Consider the following 14,507-nt stretch of genomic DNA (forward strand, 5'->3'; position numbering starts at 1 on the left):
GTCTACCGGCCCGCACTTTGCCCAGGACCTGCCGCCATGCCCGACGCTTGCGATACCCCCGCCCTGCCCGCCGACCTGCACTACACCGACGACCGCCAGCCGGGCATCCGGCGGCGCAAGCTGCGGGGCAAGTTCGTCTACTACGACGCCCAGGGCCAGCGCCTTACCCAGGCCGCCGAGGTACAGCGGATCAACGCCCTGGCGATTCCCCCGGCCTACGCAGAGGTGTGGATCTGCCCCGACCCCAAAGGCCATCTGCAGGCCACCGGCCGCGACGCAAGGGGCCGCAAGCAGTACCGCTACCACCCGCGTTGGCGCGAAGTGCGCGACGGTGACAAGTACGCTCGCCTGCTGGCGTTCGGCAACGCCTTGCCCAAGCTGCGCCGGCAGTTGCAGGCGCAATTGGCGGTGCCAGGCTTCAGCCGGGAAAAGGTCATGGCCACCTTGATCCTGCTGCTGGATGAAACCCTGATCCGCGTCGGCAACAGCCAGTATGCCCGGGACAATCGCTCCTACGGCCTGACCACGTTGCGCAACCGCCATGTACAGGTCAGCGGCAGCGCCATCCACTTCCAGTTCCGTGGCAAGAGCGGGGTCGAGCACCAGATCACCGTCAAGGACCCGCGCCTGGCACGGGTGGTCAAGCGCTGCCTGGAGTTGCCTGGGCAGCAGCTGTTCCAGTACCTGGACGAAGACGGTCAACGGCACCACGTCAGCTCGTCGGACATCAACGCCTGCCTCCAGCAACTGACCGGAGCCGACTTCACCGCCAAGGACTACCGCACCTGGGCCGGCAGCGTCCTGGCCCTGGAGCGGTTGCGCCAGCAGCCTTGGGAGCCCCAGGCCGAGGCGAAGAAACACATAGTGGCAACGGTCAAGGAAGTGGCCCGGGAACTGGGTAACACTCCGGCAGTGTGCCGCAAGTGCTACATCCATCCGGCGCTGCTGGAGCGCTTCGTCCTCGGTGAGTTGGCGCAGTTGCCCAAGGCCCGGGCCCGCCAGGGCCTGAAGGCCGAGGAAGCGGGCCTGGCGAACTTTCTGCGGCGCCTGGCGAAGGAGGCCCAACCGGCCTGACGACGGCCACCTTCGAATTTGCGTACTTGTCAGTCAGAGAATTCTGAGGTTAGGCTACGCACCTTCTTTCCCGTCCAAGGACGATTGCCGACGTGAACAACTAAGCCTTCCAAAAATGTATCCGCGATGAGCACTGCTAGCGCTCATTGGCCTGTTGCCACATTTTCCGGAGGTGCTGATGACTCACGTCACCCGGCTGCCCGTACTGGTTTCCCTGAACCAGCTGACCTATCAATTCGCCAATGGCGAAACCCTGCTTGATGCCCTGAACCTAAGTTTCGATCGCCTGCCCACGGCCATCGTCGGGCGCAATGGCGTGGGCAAGTCCCTGCTGCTGCGCCTGATCGCCGGCGAGCTGCAACCCTCCTCCGGGAGCATCAGCCACACTGCCAGCGTGGCCTATGTGCCCCAGGACCCGCAGATACAGCCGGGGCAGAGCGTGGCCCAGGTCGCCGGCCTCGCCGAGACGCTGGGCGCCCTGCAGCGCCTGGCCGACGGCAGCGCCAGCCTGGAAGACCTGCACCGGGTGGATGATCGCTGGGACCTGGCCCAGCGCCTGCGCCTGGCCCTGGATGAAGCCGGCCTGGAGCACGTGGAACCGCAGGGCCCGGCGGACGTCCTCAGCGGCGGCCAACTGGCCCGGGTGGTGCTGATCGGCGCCCTGCTGGGCAACGCCGACCTGCTGCTGCTCGACGAGCCCAGCAATCACCTGGACCGCCACGGCCGGCGCTGGCTGACGGAACAACTGCAAGGCTGGCGTGGAGGGCTGATCCTGGTCAGCCATGACCGCCAGTTGCTCATGCAGGTGCAACGCATCGTCGAACTCGGCCCCCAGGGCGCCCAGGTCTATGGCGGCAACTATGCGCTGTACCAGGCGCAGCGCCAGGCCCACAGCGAGGCGGCGCAGGCGGCGCTGGACCATGCGCGTACCCAGCGCAGCCGCGAGCACAAGCGCCTGCAACGGGAACACGACACCATCCAGCGCCACGCCGCGGCTTCGCGCCGGTACGCCAAGACCGCCAACGTCTCAGGCTTCGAACGGGCCAAGCTGCTCGGCGCCGCGCGGGACATCATGGGCCAGGTACGCCACACCCATCAGGGGCACAAGAGCGAGCTCGACGAGCAGGTGCGCGACGCCTTTGCCCGGGTCGGCGCGCAGTCACCGACCTTGCTCACTCTGCCCGCCACCACCTTGCAGGCCGGCCAGCCGGTATTAAGTCTGCTGCAGGCGCAACTGCCCTGGCTGGACCCGCAAGCCCCGGCCAGCCGCCTCACCTGCAACGTCGTCGGCCCGGCGCGCATCGCCCTGGTCGGCCCCAATGGCTGCGGCAAGTCCACCTTGCTGAAACTGCTGGCCGGCCAGTTGCAGCCACTGAGCGGCGAATGCCGAGTGGCGGTAGCCAGTGCCTATCTGGATCAGCATCTGGCGCAACTCGATCCCGCACACTCACTGCTCGAACAACTGGGCAACGCCGCCACGCCCCTGGAGGAAAGCGCCTTGCGTACCCGCCTGGCACGCCTGCAACTGGATGCCCGGCGGGTGCTGCAACCCTGCGCGCAACTGAGCGGCGGCGAGCGCCTGAAAGCCGCCCTGGCCCTGGCCCTGTGGGGCGGCAACCCAGCCCAACTGCTGTTGCTCGACGAACCCACCAACCACCTGGACCTGGAATCGGTGCAGGCCTTCGAATGCGCCCTGCGGGACTTTCCCGGGGCCCTGGTGGTGGCCTCCCACGATCAGGCCTTTCTCCAGGCCCTGGCGCCGACCCATGAGCTGCAATGCTCGGCCCTGGGCTGGCACCTCAGGGAGCAGCAGCCATGAAACAGCGGCTTACAACGACGGGCCCTGCGCAGCCGCAGGCCCGTGCTAGATTCGCCGCCTCACAATCCATGGACAGGAGCGTCACGCCATGCAGTTCGGATACACCATCATCTACGTACCCGAAGTCGAAGGTTCCTTGCGCTTTTTCGAGCAGGCCTTTGGTTTCAAGCGGCGGTTTCTCCACGAATCCGGCACCTATGGCGAGCTGGAAACCGGCAGCACTACCCTAGCCTTCGCCGACCATGACCTGGCAGAAATGAATTTCCCGGCCGGCCATGTGGCGGCTCACTCCTCGCCCAAGCCCCTGGGCATGGAACTGGGGCTGGTCACCGCAGACGTGCAGGCGGCCCATGCCCGGGCCCTGGAGCACGGTGCCCGGGAACTGGCGCCCCCCACAAGCAAGCCCTGGGGGCAGACGGTGTCCTATGTGCGCTGCCCGGACGGCACTTTAGTGGAGCTGTGCACCCCGGTCGCGCCCTGAACGCCCGGAGGCGTTGAACGCTACTTGAGCCTGACGGCGGTGCCGGTGGCGAAGACCACTACCATGCCACCGCGCCCTGCCGGCATGCTGATCTCGAAATCCACGCCGACCACCGCATCGGCGTTGCATTGCCGGGCGCGCTCCTTGATTTCATTGGTGGCCTGTATCCGCGCTTCCTTCAGGGCGCGCTCCAGGGTCTGGGAGCGGCCGCCGAAAAAGTCGCGCATGCCGGCGAACAGGTCACGGACCACGTTGATGCCGTGGACCGATTCGGCGCTGACGATGTCCAGGTAGCTGGCAATTTCCCGGCCTTCGATATGGGCGGTGGTGGTGACAATCATGTGTTTCTCCCTTGAACGGACCACTCGCCCCGGCACTTCGGGGCGGCAAAACCGGGGATGGTAACAGAGCCCGCCCAAGGCTTTGCCACAAACGACAGCCCCGCTCTGGAGCGGGGCTGTGGGTCACGGTTTCAAGGGACGTTCTTCATCCAGTTCCGACAGGCTTTTGCCATCATCCGGATGCTTCCAGGTCTGCGGAGGCGGCTCCTTGTGTTCAACCTCGTAGGGTGCCGTCTCATCGCTGCGTTCCTGCTCGTAAGGGCGTTGCTGTTGCGTTGCCATGCCCACCTCTCTTCCTGAAGGGATTTTTCACTCGCCTTAGCAGGTTAGAACAGATCTGCCGGTGGCTCGGGGTTTGCCGACAAAACAACGAACGTCGCCTGTGCCCTGCGGTCGTAAAAGTATGGAGACGCATCGAACACACGACGCGTGCTCCATACTCACTCCGAAGGAGAAACGCGATGGTTACTCACTTCAAGGTCGCCGGGCACCTGGCCTGCGGTCATCACGGCACCCAACTGGCCTCCACCGGCGAACTGAACCGGGTCAAATGCCGCAGTTGCCGAAACACTGAGGTCTACAAGGAGGCCCGACGCAACCAGCGCAATGCCGCTCGTCGGGCTGCACGCAAGGCCAAGGCCAGCCATGGCGGCCAACTCTGGCGTAACGCCTGGACCGAACGCCTGACCGCCCTGCCGGGCCTGCAGCGTCTGCCACGGGGCTTTCACGGCCAGCCCTTCGTCTGAAACCGAAGCACGCCAGCGTGCCGGCCGAGTACGGGACTGGGCAAGGCCGGCCCCCTGAGGCGCAAGATGAAACTTCTTTCACCCAGCGGCGAAAAAGCGCTGTGTATAGTCGCCTCGCTCATTCAAGCAACTACGTTCGCCCGCACTCCCCGCGGGCTTTTTTTTGCCCGCGGGAAAGTGCGTTGGCGGTTTTTCAGTCCTGCTCGAGTTCCTTGCAGTCCTTGAGCAGGGTTTGCTCCGTGGCGGTGTGGTCCGCCTCCAGGAACGAGAGCACCCCCATCTTGCCCTTGGTGTGCCAGCGGAAGCTGTTCTGCTCGTCGTCCGCCACGTACAGGGCGCCGGAAGCGGAACGCGCGATGTGCATGGGGATCAACTGGTCCTTGTAATACAGCGTGGCAAACGAGGAGCCGTTGTCGATGTTCAGGTAGGCGGCGTCGATGCGCACCTGCCCTTCACACTGGTAGCGCGCTACCTGGCTCTGGTAGGCCGGCTCGGCGGTAGTGGTCTGGGCAGCCTGTGCCAAGAGCGCCTGGCTTGAAGCCAGAACTGCGGCGCAGAGCATTGCAGGATGAATTTTCATGGTGTTCCCCCAGTCGTTCAAAGATGCCCAATGGGACTGGCAGGGGCGTTTTTAGTTCAGGCTGATCAAGCCCCTCGGACCATGGTGCGACAAAGCTCGAGATAGAACTGCGGGTCGGTGAGGAACGGGGTCGACAGTCACATCGGCACCGCGGTCTAGCGGCTCCGGGGGCGCTCCGGGAAACAGCTCCCGCTGATGCCGCGGTCCCGCAGCCGCGAGCATCGCCCTGGACGCTGGCCCACCGACCGCCCCGACAAGGAAACCTCCACATGCCGGTAGACATCAGCACACTCGACATCGCCACCCCACTGCCCACCTCGGCCAGCAACCCTCTGGCACTGGAGCTCAACGGCAACCTCGCCCTGGCCCAATGCCCGAGCGTGATCTCGCGCCTGGCAGATGGCTCGATACAACTGTGCGCGCCGACCCGGGGCGCGGCGAGCAAAAGCACCCATCGAACCCGCTGCGAGTGGAAGGAATCCCGCTACTGGGCCCTGAGCAGCGCCGCCGATCATTGGAACCGCCAGCAGATGACCCTGACCAAGGTCAACTCGGCGCAGAAAGTGGTGGTTGCGCAAATGCATGTACGCGATGACGTGAATCCGGCCGTCAAGGTGTTCTGGGACAAGGGCACCCTGACCTATGCCCTGCGCCAGAGCTTCAACGGCGCCGACCCCAGGCCGCTACCGCTGCTCGGCGGCGTCCCGCTCGACGCGCTGTTCCAGCTCAGCATCCACTGCACCTACGCTGGGCTGATCACCATCGGCGCCAGTTGCAATGGTCAGCAAGCCAGCTCTCCCCCGCACGCCCTGGACTCGACCTGGGATGGCCAGGTATTCGACTTTCATGGCGGGATCTACAACCAGATCGATTTCACCCCCAGCACTCCGGCGGAGGATGGCTCGGCCTGCATCATCAGCCAGCTGTCGCTCAGCCACGCCTAGCACCTGGCTGGGGGGGTTGCCTTGCGGTAGTCACGCCGTCCGGGTGCTCCTGGCACCTTGTCAGGAAGGTACCTGCTCCTCGCTGCGATCACGGGGCATCAGGGCCAGGTAGTCGGCCAGCGCATCCCCGGCCAGGGGCTTGATCATGATCCGCACCTGGTGCTGCAAGCGCCCCAGCTCGATCCCGTCACGGGTACGCACCTGGGCATAACCGCAGGCATTCCAGAAACCCTGTGCCCGGGCATTGTCCTGGACCACGCTCAAGCGCAGCCAGCGTGCGCCCTCGCCCGCAGCCCAGGCCTCCAGCTCAGCGTGCAACTGCCGGGCAAGGGAGCTGCCGTGACAGGGGGTAGCCAGCATGAACAGGCCTATGTGCCAGACCCCTTGTGCCAACAGGTCGGTGACAATGCTGACGAACGCCAGCAGGCGCCCTTCACTGTCGAAGTAACCGATTTTCCACTTGTGGGTGTAGGACCAGCCCGCTGGCAGTGCATCATCGATCTCGTCGCGCGCCTCGTCCGGCTGCGGCGCTGCACCGTGGACGATATGGAAATACTCCGGGTTCTCGACAAAGAAACGCTGCAACAGCGCTGCGTCATCCAGGGTGATTTCCCTGGGCGCGAGCCCGGTTGCTGATGACGGCAGTAGCCTTGATTGCATGCTGTGGAGCCCCTGGAAGACGCTAGGCCGGCAGGTCGGCGACGGATCCTAGCGTCCGGCCTGGCCCTGAGGACAGAGTTTATTTGTTGGAAAAATGTGTACCGCCCAGCGCTCGCTTCACAGCGGGCCGCCCTCGCCGCTTTGTTATGATCGGCCCTCACCACGCCCAGCGTTTATCCAGCAGGCCCGCGCCTGCGTTACCCGCGGAATCCATCCCATGCCCAATCCCTTGTCTTCCCCTGGCTACCAGCGGCTGCTGGCCCTGCAGCAACGCATCCATGAGTTCACTCGGGAGCAGGCCGCCGAGCACGACGACACCGGCGAAGACCCGGCCGGCCCATTGTGGGCCAGCGACTACAACTACCTGGCCCTGGCGCCGATGCGTGACGGCCTGCATCTGGAGTACTACGGCGAGCTATGGGACGAGCCCTTTGCCTGGACCCTGGAATGCCTGGCAGAGCAGAGCGTGGCGGACATCCTCAGCTCGCTGCTGTTTTCCGGTGCCGATGAAGGCGCGAACGGTACCCGCGAGTGGGAGTTCAGCCCCTTGCTGGACAGTGCGGTGCAATTTCCCCGCCTCAGGTCATTGGCGATTCGCCCCACCGAACCTCAGGACCATAACGTTTCGTTGATCCAGAAGGCCGGCACCATCATGGAAGAGGCCGGTGAAATCGCCCGCTGGGTAGCAAAGACCCCGTACCTTAGCGAACTGACCCTGCCCAATGCCCCCAACGCGGACTTCTTCCAGGTCGACCTGCCACACCTTGCGCAACTGCGTATCGGCGCCCATTTCGACACCCAGGGTTTTATCGACAACCTCGCAGGCTCCAGCAACCTGCCGCGGTTGAGCAGCCTGGATTTCAGCGAATCCAGCGCACTTCAGCAAAGCTGGGCAAAAGACCGCGAGGAGCACGCCATCACGTCTTTTACCAGCTATGAAAGATTGTTTGCCAGCCACGCGTGCGACCCATTGCGGGCGCTGCGCTTGCGCAATACCTGCCTGAGCCTGGAACAATTCGAAGCCCTGCAGCGCCAGAGACCCAAACTGCCGATCATGGTGATCCAGGCCACCACTGGCGGTTACGTGAAGAATTTCGCCCGGCAGGTATTTCCCTGGCAGCACCTGGTGCAGCCCGACCCGGGCAGCGATGAGCCTCAAGGCTGAAGCGAAGATTGATTGGCCACCGTCTCGGAGCAAGTGGCTCTTGGAACGCTGTGCCTGCGCATATGCAAGACTCATCGAGTCTTTGAAATCACGTCACTCATGTATTGATTCAAATCGCGAAAATCCTTAACGCTCCAAGCATGCGGGGGCACCTTCACACCGTTCTCCCGCAAAGTTCTGGGAATCAAGTCTCCATTGGGACGCAGTATTACCGACGACACAATCACACCCGGATACTCTTTGAGTCGTTTTTTGAAAGCAGGGGTCGTCAGATCAGGTGTAGGAGGATTGCTCTTATTGGCCAACGGCCCAGTTCCCTTGATATCGGCGCCGTGACACATGGCACATCGTTGCACATAGAGACTCTTGCCATTGGTGTTGTCCGCAAAGGAAAGCGTTGCTTGAATCAGCGAGAGCCCCCCCAGCGAAGCGATGAGCAATGCTTTTATGTTCATTTTTGCATCTGGCCTTGTTGTAGAAATCAGATCCCGGAGGCGGCGCAGCAACGCTCTGGGTCACATCTGAACCGAGAGTGTTGGTCAGCAACAGGCGTGTGTTTGCCAGAGGTGAACTTCAGCTCAAACGCAGTTCCGCATTCCATGCCGCCTCAAAAACCAGAAAGTAACTTATTGATTTATTTTGTTATTTCTAGTTACAAACATTGAAAGCTGGCCATTCTCCTTTGCCCCGTCCTTGCTTGCAAGGCTCACCTTCAGCCTGTTCACACTGCATCTGCACTTGGCCGCAACGCCTTGCTCCATCGCACCCGCCCCGCCTCTACGGGCGGGGCTGGGTGAGCGCCAGGCCCTTCGCCTCCCAAGGCTCAACTTAAAAGTGGCCTACCAGTAACCCCGCTTAAAGCAAGGAGCGTGGCGGGGAGAGGAAACGAAAAAGCCCTGCACAATCGCAGGGCTCGCTTTCACAGCATCAGGATCAATCAAGCAAATCCCAGGTCAGAGCGACGGCCGCAGCCGGGACGTTTGCAGCGACCCACAGGCCTTGTCCCGCAGAGACAAAGAGTGGGTTAGGCATCAACAGCTCAGAGCCGGAACCCGCAGCTGTATTGCCGTTCCCCGCAAAGATGATGGGCTTGGATTCATCACCGATACCGGTCGGTGCCGAGGTGCCCGAGTAGAGCCCCAACGCGCCGTTGGAGGGGCTAATCAAACCAGTCTGAATAATCAGTCCATGAGTGTTTTCTGCGGGGTCTACAATTTTCACAACACGCGCCGGATTCATGGTTACGTTGCGAAAAAATTTGCCGACTTTAACTACTGACATAGTTTCACCTATTGAGCTTAATGATTTGTGCGGAGGCTTCCGCTTTCATGTCGCTCAAAGGCGATAAGTTAGAAGCTCTTGGCTTTCAATAAGCAGGCCACTAAAGCCCGATACAACCAAGCGTAACCTTTACTTGGTAATCAACATGTCGATGGTGCTGGTGTCGCAGACGTAGTTGGCCTTCTTGTCGAGGACCAAGTAAATGGCAGAGGATTGGGTGACAGGCACTTTGCTGACCGAGAAGACCGCGCCGCTGCCTCTGACCAAGCTACCCGACTGAAGAACCGTGTCGCCCTGATTCAAAGACCAAGCCACGCCATCACCGCAACTGTCATGAACGCTGTTAACTCGCCCGAGAATGTTGATCTCGCCGACCACCGGACTGGTCCAGCGAATAACCGTCTGGCTATTCTGGCCTGGGTGAAAGGCCACGTTGCCAGCCGCAATGGTAAAGCTGCCGTTTGCCGTGTAGGTGTAAGGTTTCATGTGAACCGAAACATGCGCCCCAGAAACTTGGTCCATCCAGCAAGTAGCTGGGAGGTTGTTACACGAATCGGCTTTGAAGTATGGCAATAGGATGTAATTTTCAGCCTTGTTCACGCCGGAGAAGTTCTGCATAAACGACCAAGGTGAGCCTGGTGGCGCGCTCTCCTTCGCCAGGATTACATCCCTTGCCAAATTCCAGGACATGGCTGTGTCAGCAAAGGCGCTCATGCTGGCACCAAAACACGCCAAGAGACCGAGCAGGGAAACACTGATAGTTTTTTTCATTTGGATTGACCTATTGAGTCGAATGATTTGTCGCGGAAGACTCCGCTCTCATGTCGCTCAAAGGCGATGGCTCCAGGCTCGAGGCCTTCACACGGATGCATGCAAATCAGCATCAAGCTGATATTCACCTCCTATGCACCCGCGGAGTGGGGAAATTCTCTCAACAAAAAACTGTATATGCAACCAGTATTATCTGCCCTGTGCTCTATCTCTCCTGCCCGGAAGGGTCCAGACCCGTACCAGGAAGAACGGCCTGCCCATCGCACACGCGGCCTCGGGCAATGGATGTGACGGAGCTGAAAACGCAAAGGTCCCGATCTTGTCGAGGGCACTTCAGTTAGGCGGTCTTGAAACCCGCCTGACTACCGACATTGGGGAATCGGCAGCTCACTGCAAGTGATACAGCCAGCGATTATCGAGAGAAAGCTGCCCTTACCATGACAACGCAGGCAGCAAAAATGGCAGCTCCAATGCCGAGCGAAATACTGCGGCCTTCCCACTCCAGAGCATTCACAAAATCAGCGAGAGGGCAGACAGAAGTTCGAGAGCCAATAGGCCCGACTAAGGTGGAGATATTCTCAGCACGATAGATCCGGAGAACTCACCAGGTTCAACAGCTCCTTTGCTGAACAGCGTTGATTTGACCAAAACCGGCGTAGATATGCCCTCCTGCACTTTGATTGAAGCACCCTGCGCCGCTGGTTTGCCTTCAATCGTGAGTTTGGAGTACAAGCTGCCATCCGCTCTAAGATTAACGCGGGAATCACTTTCCCGGCTCGCATATATGATTACGCTAGACGCACCGGTACATGACAACTGCAGGTTAGTAACTGCCTCGTTACCATCTATTGCACGATCACTGACATTGTCATGAACAATTGTTTTATTTCCACCCACATCACACTTAAGCGCTGGCTTGACAACTCGGACACAAGGCCCATACAAAGCATATACTCCGCCGATAGTACTGCTCACCTCGGAATAAGCCAAGGAAATACAGAACGTACTCGGAACATAAGTCCACCTTGGAACAACAAAGGACCCATGCAGCGGCATCGAAAAACCTTTCTCCTGCAATTGATGAAGAACATATCCTGGTGACGAGGAAGTCTTAATTTCATAGCGATAAGGCGTATCTATCCAGGAAGAATATTCTCCAGGGGCAGGCGCACCAACTATTATCACAGTACATTTACTCATACTCACCGTATTACAAATATATTCATTCGGCCCCCAATTTGAAACTGTAAAATAGTATCTAGTACCAGCTGGCTCATACACGCTCTTCGTTGAAACTATCGAAATAGCAAAAGCAGTATCAACCATTAGAAAAAGCAAAAAAATACTTGCAACTCTATAGAACCTATAAAATTTCAAGGTATTAAATCCCGACCCAGTAAATGAGCCGAAAGAATATAAATCCCCCCTGGTTTTAGATCTAAGAATCTACCGCTTCTTTTTGTAGGACCGTTCCGAAAGCATATGGATGGTCTCCTGCATGCCTTCTATCTAAACTGACTTGTGTAGAGCTTGCAGCCCTACCTGCTGAATGGGCGAAGCCAAGGATTCAGGCAGCCGCCGGGAGTGGGCAGACGCAGGCTTCCTCAAGCAGTTCCGGGCAATTGCCAAGGCTAGCTGGTGACCATGGTCAGCTCACATAGATCATGCTCCAGGGACGAAGTAGCAGAGGACCAATTACTACGCGATGACTGGGAACTACCCGAGCCTGTGCAGCCTGGAGCTCCCCAGTCCTAGCCGTAGGGCTGGGGGGCAATGGAGCCACGAACACGCTTGGGGATTATTGCCGGAGGTTAGGCTGGGTGGGAATCAGGTCCTGAATTTGAGCACAAGAGTAGGTGTTGGAGTAGTCATGGAAACGTGGCTTTATTTCGGCGCCATAGGTCACGCACTGGAACGCCGACGAACCTTTTTGCAAGATCAGAAAGTGCACCAGGCCGACTCGTGCTGGCGCCTGGTAGGCCGCCTTGACTTCATAGCCGCTACGCAACAACTCGCTCACCGGAGTGGTGTCGTCCGCCAGGGAGAATGGGCTAGCGCCTACGAGGCCCAGCAGGGAGATGCTCAGGGAGATTTTTGCAATACGCTTGGTGATTGGCATGAATCCGTCGTCCATGAATGGAAAATGCCAAGTTACCTAAATTCAGCAACCCCGTCACGATCCCGGCCCGATCGAATTGCAGAATTTGGCGACCTGTGGAGCAGTTTGAACAGTCCAGCCCCGGATGCGATCAGCACCCTATGAAGCATGCCAATTGGCGCTCGTCCCGGCCGGTGCAGGCCGTTCGAGAATCCGTTTGAAACACCCCGGCCAGTCGAGCGCAGAGCCGCCTCACCTCGATAGTGGCTGGAGAGACGTGCTTCGTTCATTTATCCAGATTCAATGGTTCCTGCATTCGGTCCCCTATCATTCCCCGCAACCACGCAGCATGAAACTCCATCTCCTCCAGAGAAGTGCCCTCGGCCAATCGATATACGAACTCCTTGCCCCTCGGCCCCTGGCACACGACACTAAAAAGGCCATCGCGGTCATAACTGGCGAGCACGTAAGGGCAGATACAAATGATGTCGCTAAATGGCACTTGCACTTCGGCGGGCTTGCGAGCGCGACGGGTGACCATGAGAGTAAGCAGTTGCTGGTTTTCGTCGAACGTGAAGGCCAGCACTCTAGATGCAGAAAAAATCCACGCGAAGACCAGCCCCATGAGCACAACAGACCCACACAGGAGCTGGATGAACAACGACGTTGTGAGGCTAGACCCATCGCTGCTCGGTTCAGCTGGGATCGCTTCGAACCCGAGAAGGAGCAGTAGCGTCAGCACCAAGCCCGGCAACAACCCAAGCACCACAAAGCAGAAACCCAAAATGGCCGCACCCGTGCTTCCAAGGGTCAGCAAGTCCGGGCCGCGATGCCAAACAGGTGGGTGAACGGCAGGGTTTTCAGCGCTTGACGCAACTAGAGGCGTTGCGATGCGGTGAGGTGGACTTTGACCATTCATCTAGCAGGCTCCAGAGATGTAGCGTAGACGGTACCACTACTGCCAGATAGTTCGGCCTAGAGTTACCAGGCTTTTTTCACCACCTCTACTTGCGAACTTCCCCCAAAGAACCACCGGCAAATACCTGGCGATCAGGGCGCCAACAAATAGACGCACATAGCGGATTCATCGATGCTGAAGGGGCGCAAGCCCTTCTCTGCCGCAAGAGCATGCCAAGTATCCGAGCGCTGAGTTGATTTACCCGCCTACTCGACAACTAGTGACAGCGTGATCTATCAATCAAGATCAAGTTGCCGCCATGCTATCCGGCACACGCTCTTGCTCGCCTGATCAAGTAGTAGGCGATCCCCAAGGCAATGATTGCGGGCCCCACGTTATCGAGCTTTGTAGGACCATCGGCCAAATGTCGCCCGGCCTGCACGAGCATGAGGACAGCACCGACATACAGGATCGCCACCTTAAAACGCTTCCAGCTCATTTAGCCCTCCCGCTTTGGAAGCGAACGTACCAGAACACCTTCACCCTTCTAAACGACCAATTATTTTGCCGCCACCACAAAAGGCAGCGCCTGCATGGAAGATCACCATAAGCCACAACTGCGCATACGCCCGGCGGCACGACCAAGTGCGTGCCGAAGCTGATCGTGGCAGAAGATGACACCCCGATGACGGAGGCGATGTTACGCAGGAGGTTTGATATGGCCAGAAAGGCCATTGGAGTTGAAAAAGCCTACTTCAAGATGCGCGTTTTGCGCGCCAAGGCTGGCACAGACAAGGCGGAATCGAGCAGCGATATCATGCAGGCCAAAGATCAACTTGGGCATACCACCGTAGTAATGACCGAGCAGTACATCCGCACCCGCAAGGGCAAGAAGGTCTCACCCACAAAGTAAATTGCGGAGCAGTATTTGAAGTTGCGAATTGATTCAGAGTAAGGCTCACTCAAAAAACCGTGCAAGCCCTTGAAATAGATGGTGCCCGAAGCCGGAATCGAACCGGCACGCCCTTACGAGCGGGGGATTTTAAGTCCCATGCGTCTACCAGTTTCGCCATTCGGGCGGTAGCGCGATAACGCGGCACTGGAACATTCAATCGGCATCAGGCCGTCCAGTGTTTGAAGCAGGGAGTGGAATATATACATCCAGTCCTTGTGAAGCAAGGTCGAAGCCGGCAAAAAAGCCCGGTTCCCGACTCGCTGTCGAGGGTAAAAAAACACGGTAAATCAGAGATCTACAGCGTCATCCCGAGGTTCAACCAGGGGCCGCACGGCCTCTCGCCAATTCCCTCAGCGGCGGCAAGACTAACATGGCGCCATAAGCCAACCAACTGATTTTTAAAGACTTATCCTGAAGTGACAGCCTCGGACGAAGCTCCTGCCAGCAATGTCCAGCAAGAGCTTCCTCCCCGGGCAGCCCTCAAGCTTGCGCGGAAAAACTCAAGGAGAGCTTGAGCGCGTCGTCCTTGGCGACCGCCTGCTCGGCCTCCAGATGCGCCGCGAACTCCTGCTCCACAGGCGCCTCGGGACCTTTGACTTGAGCAACCGAGCGGTTGTGTTCCAGTACTTTCGAGAGTTGGGCGTAGCTGTAGTTGGCGGGAGGCGTATTGCCGATGTTCATGAAGACCTTCCTT

General features: G+C 59.3%; 17 protein-coding genes, 1 tRNA gene and 1 pseudogene. 7 read left to right on the plus strand and 12 right to left on the minus strand.

All coding sequences use genetic code 11. The annotated features are described in order from the left end of the window. The first annotated feature begins 36 nt into the window (after positions 1-36). The 3 genes from AC1RMG_RS18050 (at position 37) to AC1RMG_RS18060 (ending at position 3,374) form a co-directional block, all read left to right on the plus strand. A complete protein-coding gene (locus tag AC1RMG_RS18050) occupies positions 37-1,074 on the plus strand; it encodes a DNA topoisomerase IB (protein WP_015635896.1) in 1,038 nt (345 codons plus the stop codon). 178 nt (positions 1,075-1,252) lie between these two features. Continuing rightward, positions 1,253-2,893, plus strand: coding sequence for an ABC-F family ATP-binding cassette domain-containing protein (locus tag AC1RMG_RS18055; protein ID WP_493169788.1), 1,641 nt, complete (start codon positions 1,253-1,255; stop codon positions 2,891-2,893). 88 nt (positions 2,894-2,981) lie between these two features. Next, entirely contained in the window at positions 2,982-3,374 is a 393-nt protein-coding gene (locus tag AC1RMG_RS18060) for a VOC family protein (RefSeq protein ID WP_011061699.1), read from the plus strand. Between the two features lie 20 nt (positions 3,375-3,394). Here the strand turns inward: AC1RMG_RS18060 and AC1RMG_RS18065 are convergent, their stop codons facing one another. Both AC1RMG_RS18065 and AC1RMG_RS18070 read right to left on the minus strand, forming a co-directional pair. Next, positions 3,395-3,715 carry a YbjQ family protein gene (locus AC1RMG_RS18065; RefSeq protein ID WP_011061700.1) on the minus strand — a complete coding sequence of 107 codons (321 nt, stop codon included), beginning with the start codon at positions 3,713-3,715 and terminating at the stop codon, positions 3,395-3,397. A 123-nt stretch (positions 3,716-3,838) separates the two neighbouring features. After that, the gene (locus AC1RMG_RS18070) at positions 3,839-3,997 is read right to left on the minus strand and encodes a hypothetical protein (protein ID WP_011061701.1); all 159 of its coding nucleotides are present in this window, start codon (positions 3,995-3,997) and stop codon (positions 3,839-3,841) included. Positions 3,998-4,176: 179 nt separating this feature from the next. On the opposite strand from AC1RMG_RS18070, the gene AC1RMG_RS18075 reads away from it, so the two are divergent. Beyond that, positions 4,177-4,461 (plus strand): hypothetical protein, encoded by a 285-nt coding sequence (locus AC1RMG_RS18075; protein ID WP_015635899.1) that lies wholly within the window; start codon positions 4,177-4,179, stop codon positions 4,459-4,461. Positions 4,462-4,654: 193 nt separating this feature from the next. Here AC1RMG_RS18075 and AC1RMG_RS18080 read toward each other — a convergent pair whose 3' ends face one another. Further along, complete coding sequence (locus AC1RMG_RS18080) at positions 4,655-5,041, minus strand: MliC family protein (protein ID WP_047337039.1); 387 nt, start codon at positions 5,039-5,041, stop codon at positions 4,655-4,657. Positions 5,042-5,310: 269 nt separating this feature from the next. Here AC1RMG_RS18080 and AC1RMG_RS18085 point away from each other — a divergent pair, with 269 nt between their 5' ends. Beyond that, on the plus strand, positions 5,311-5,985 hold the full coding sequence (locus AC1RMG_RS18085; protein WP_053158956.1) for a polysaccharide lyase family 7 protein: 675 nt from the start codon (positions 5,311-5,313) through the stop codon (positions 5,983-5,985). Between the two features lie 60 nt (positions 5,986-6,045). On the opposite strand, the gene AC1RMG_RS18090 is transcribed toward AC1RMG_RS18085, so the two are convergent. Next, the gene (locus tag AC1RMG_RS18090; protein WP_011061704.1) at positions 6,046-6,645 is read right to left on the minus strand and encodes a GNAT family N-acetyltransferase; all 600 of its coding nucleotides are present in this window, start codon (positions 6,643-6,645) and stop codon (positions 6,046-6,048) included. 217 nt (positions 6,646-6,862) lie between these two features. Here AC1RMG_RS18090 and AC1RMG_RS18095 point away from each other — a divergent pair, with 217 nt between their 5' ends. Next, positions 6,863-7,810: a hypothetical protein gene (locus AC1RMG_RS18095; RefSeq protein ID WP_262212032.1), complete on the plus strand. Its 948-nt coding sequence runs from the start codon at positions 6,863-6,865 to the stop codon at positions 7,808-7,810. Between the two features lie 71 nt (positions 7,811-7,881). Here AC1RMG_RS18095 and AC1RMG_RS18100 read toward each other — a convergent pair whose 3' ends face one another. From AC1RMG_RS18100 to AC1RMG_RS18125, 6 genes are all read right to left on the minus strand, one after another. Beyond that, positions 7,882-8,265 (minus strand): c-type cytochrome, encoded by a 384-nt coding sequence (locus AC1RMG_RS18100; RefSeq protein ID WP_125063871.1) that lies wholly within the window; start codon positions 8,263-8,265, stop codon positions 7,882-7,884. Between the two features lie 478 nt (positions 8,266-8,743). After that, positions 8,744-9,091 carry a hypothetical protein gene (locus AC1RMG_RS18105; RefSeq protein WP_125063870.1) on the minus strand — a complete coding sequence of 116 codons (348 nt, stop codon included), beginning with the start codon at positions 9,089-9,091 and terminating at the stop codon, positions 8,744-8,746. 129 nt (positions 9,092-9,220) lie between these two features. Then, entirely contained in the window at positions 9,221-9,862 is a 642-nt protein-coding gene (locus tag AC1RMG_RS18110; protein WP_041752304.1) for a hypothetical protein, read from the minus strand. 561 nt (positions 9,863-10,423) lie between these two features. After that, entirely contained in the window at positions 10,424-11,239 is an 816-nt protein-coding gene (locus AC1RMG_RS18115) for an MrpH family fimbial adhesin (RefSeq protein WP_493169794.1), read from the minus strand. 421 nt (positions 11,240-11,660) lie between these two features. Beyond that, positions 11,661-11,981 carry a hypothetical protein gene (locus AC1RMG_RS18120; protein ID WP_019093051.1) on the minus strand — a complete coding sequence of 107 codons (321 nt, stop codon included), beginning with the start codon at positions 11,979-11,981 and terminating at the stop codon, positions 11,661-11,663. A gap of 265 nt (positions 11,982-12,246) precedes the next feature. Beyond that, positions 12,247-12,879 carry a hypothetical protein gene (locus tag AC1RMG_RS18125; protein WP_493169800.1) on the minus strand — a complete coding sequence of 211 codons (633 nt, stop codon included), beginning with the start codon at positions 12,877-12,879 and terminating at the stop codon, positions 12,247-12,249. A gap of 634 nt (positions 12,880-13,513) precedes the next feature. Between AC1RMG_RS18125 and AC1RMG_RS18130 the strand changes: the two are divergent. Continuing rightward, a pseudogene (locus AC1RMG_RS18130) lies at positions 13,514-13,771 on the plus strand (tyrosine-type recombinase/integrase); the annotation flags it as partial. Between the two features lie 79 nt (positions 13,772-13,850). Here AC1RMG_RS18130 and AC1RMG_RS18135 read toward each other — a convergent pair. Then, positions 13,851-13,937, minus strand: a tRNA-Leu gene (locus AC1RMG_RS18135). A gap of 356 nt (positions 13,938-14,293) precedes the next feature. Beyond that, entirely contained in the window at positions 14,294-14,494 is a 201-nt protein-coding gene (locus tag AC1RMG_RS18140; RefSeq protein WP_015635906.1) for a hypothetical protein, read from the minus strand. Between the last annotated feature and the right edge of the window lie 13 nt (positions 14,495-14,507).

It is taken from the genome of Pseudomonas sp. GW822-FHT04H02 (genome assembly GCF_058800645.1).

Excerpts from the sequence above, each read along its gene's own strand:
- AC1RMG_RS18050 (WP_015635896.1), top strand. The coding sequence starts at position 37 with ATGCCCGACGCTTGCGATACCCCCGCCCTGCCCGCCGACCTGCACTAC.
- AC1RMG_RS18055 (WP_493169788.1), top strand. The coding sequence starts at position 1,253 with ATGACTCACGTCACCCGGCTGCCCGTACTGGTTTCCCTGAACCAGCTG.
- AC1RMG_RS18060 (WP_011061699.1), top strand. The coding sequence starts at position 2,982 with ATGCAGTTCGGATACACCATCATCTACGTACCCGAAGTCGAAGGTTCC.
- AC1RMG_RS18065 (WP_011061700.1), bottom strand. The coding sequence starts at position 3,715 with ATGATTGTCACCACCACCGCCCATATCGAAGGCCGGGAAATTGCCAGC.
- AC1RMG_RS18070 (WP_011061701.1), bottom strand. The coding sequence starts at position 3,997 with ATGGCAACGCAACAGCAACGCCCTTACGAGCAGGAACGCAGCGATGAG.
- AC1RMG_RS18075 (WP_015635899.1), top strand. The coding sequence starts at position 4,177 with ATGGTTACTCACTTCAAGGTCGCCGGGCACCTGGCCTGCGGTCATCAC.
- AC1RMG_RS18080 (WP_047337039.1), bottom strand. The coding sequence starts at position 5,041 with ATGAAAATTCATCCTGCAATGCTCTGCGCCGCAGTTCTGGCTTCAAGC.
- AC1RMG_RS18085 (WP_053158956.1), top strand. The coding sequence starts at position 5,311 with ATGCCGGTAGACATCAGCACACTCGACATCGCCACCCCACTGCCCACC.
- AC1RMG_RS18090 (WP_011061704.1), bottom strand. The coding sequence starts at position 6,645 with ATGCAATCAAGGCTACTGCCGTCATCAGCAACCGGGCTCGCGCCCAGG.
- AC1RMG_RS18095 (WP_262212032.1), top strand. The coding sequence starts at position 6,863 with ATGCCCAATCCCTTGTCTTCCCCTGGCTACCAGCGGCTGCTGGCCCTG.
- AC1RMG_RS18100 (WP_125063871.1), bottom strand. The coding sequence starts at position 8,265 with ATGAACATAAAAGCATTGCTCATCGCTTCGCTGGGGGGGCTCTCGCTG.
- AC1RMG_RS18105 (WP_125063870.1), bottom strand. The coding sequence starts at position 9,091 with ATGTCAGTAGTTAAAGTCGGCAAATTTTTTCGCAACGTAACCATGAAT.
- AC1RMG_RS18110 (WP_041752304.1), bottom strand. The coding sequence starts at position 9,862 with ATGAAAAAAACTATCAGTGTTTCCCTGCTCGGTCTCTTGGCGTGTTTT.
- AC1RMG_RS18120 (WP_019093051.1), bottom strand. The coding sequence starts at position 11,981 with ATGCCAATCACCAAGCGTATTGCAAAAATCTCCCTGAGCATCTCCCTG.
- AC1RMG_RS18125 (WP_493169800.1), bottom strand. The coding sequence starts at position 12,879 with ATGAATGGTCAAAGTCCACCTCACCGCATCGCAACGCCTCTAGTTGCG.
- AC1RMG_RS18140 (WP_015635906.1), bottom strand. The coding sequence starts at position 14,494 with ATGAACATCGGCAATACGCCTCCCGCCAACTACAGCTACGCCCAACTC.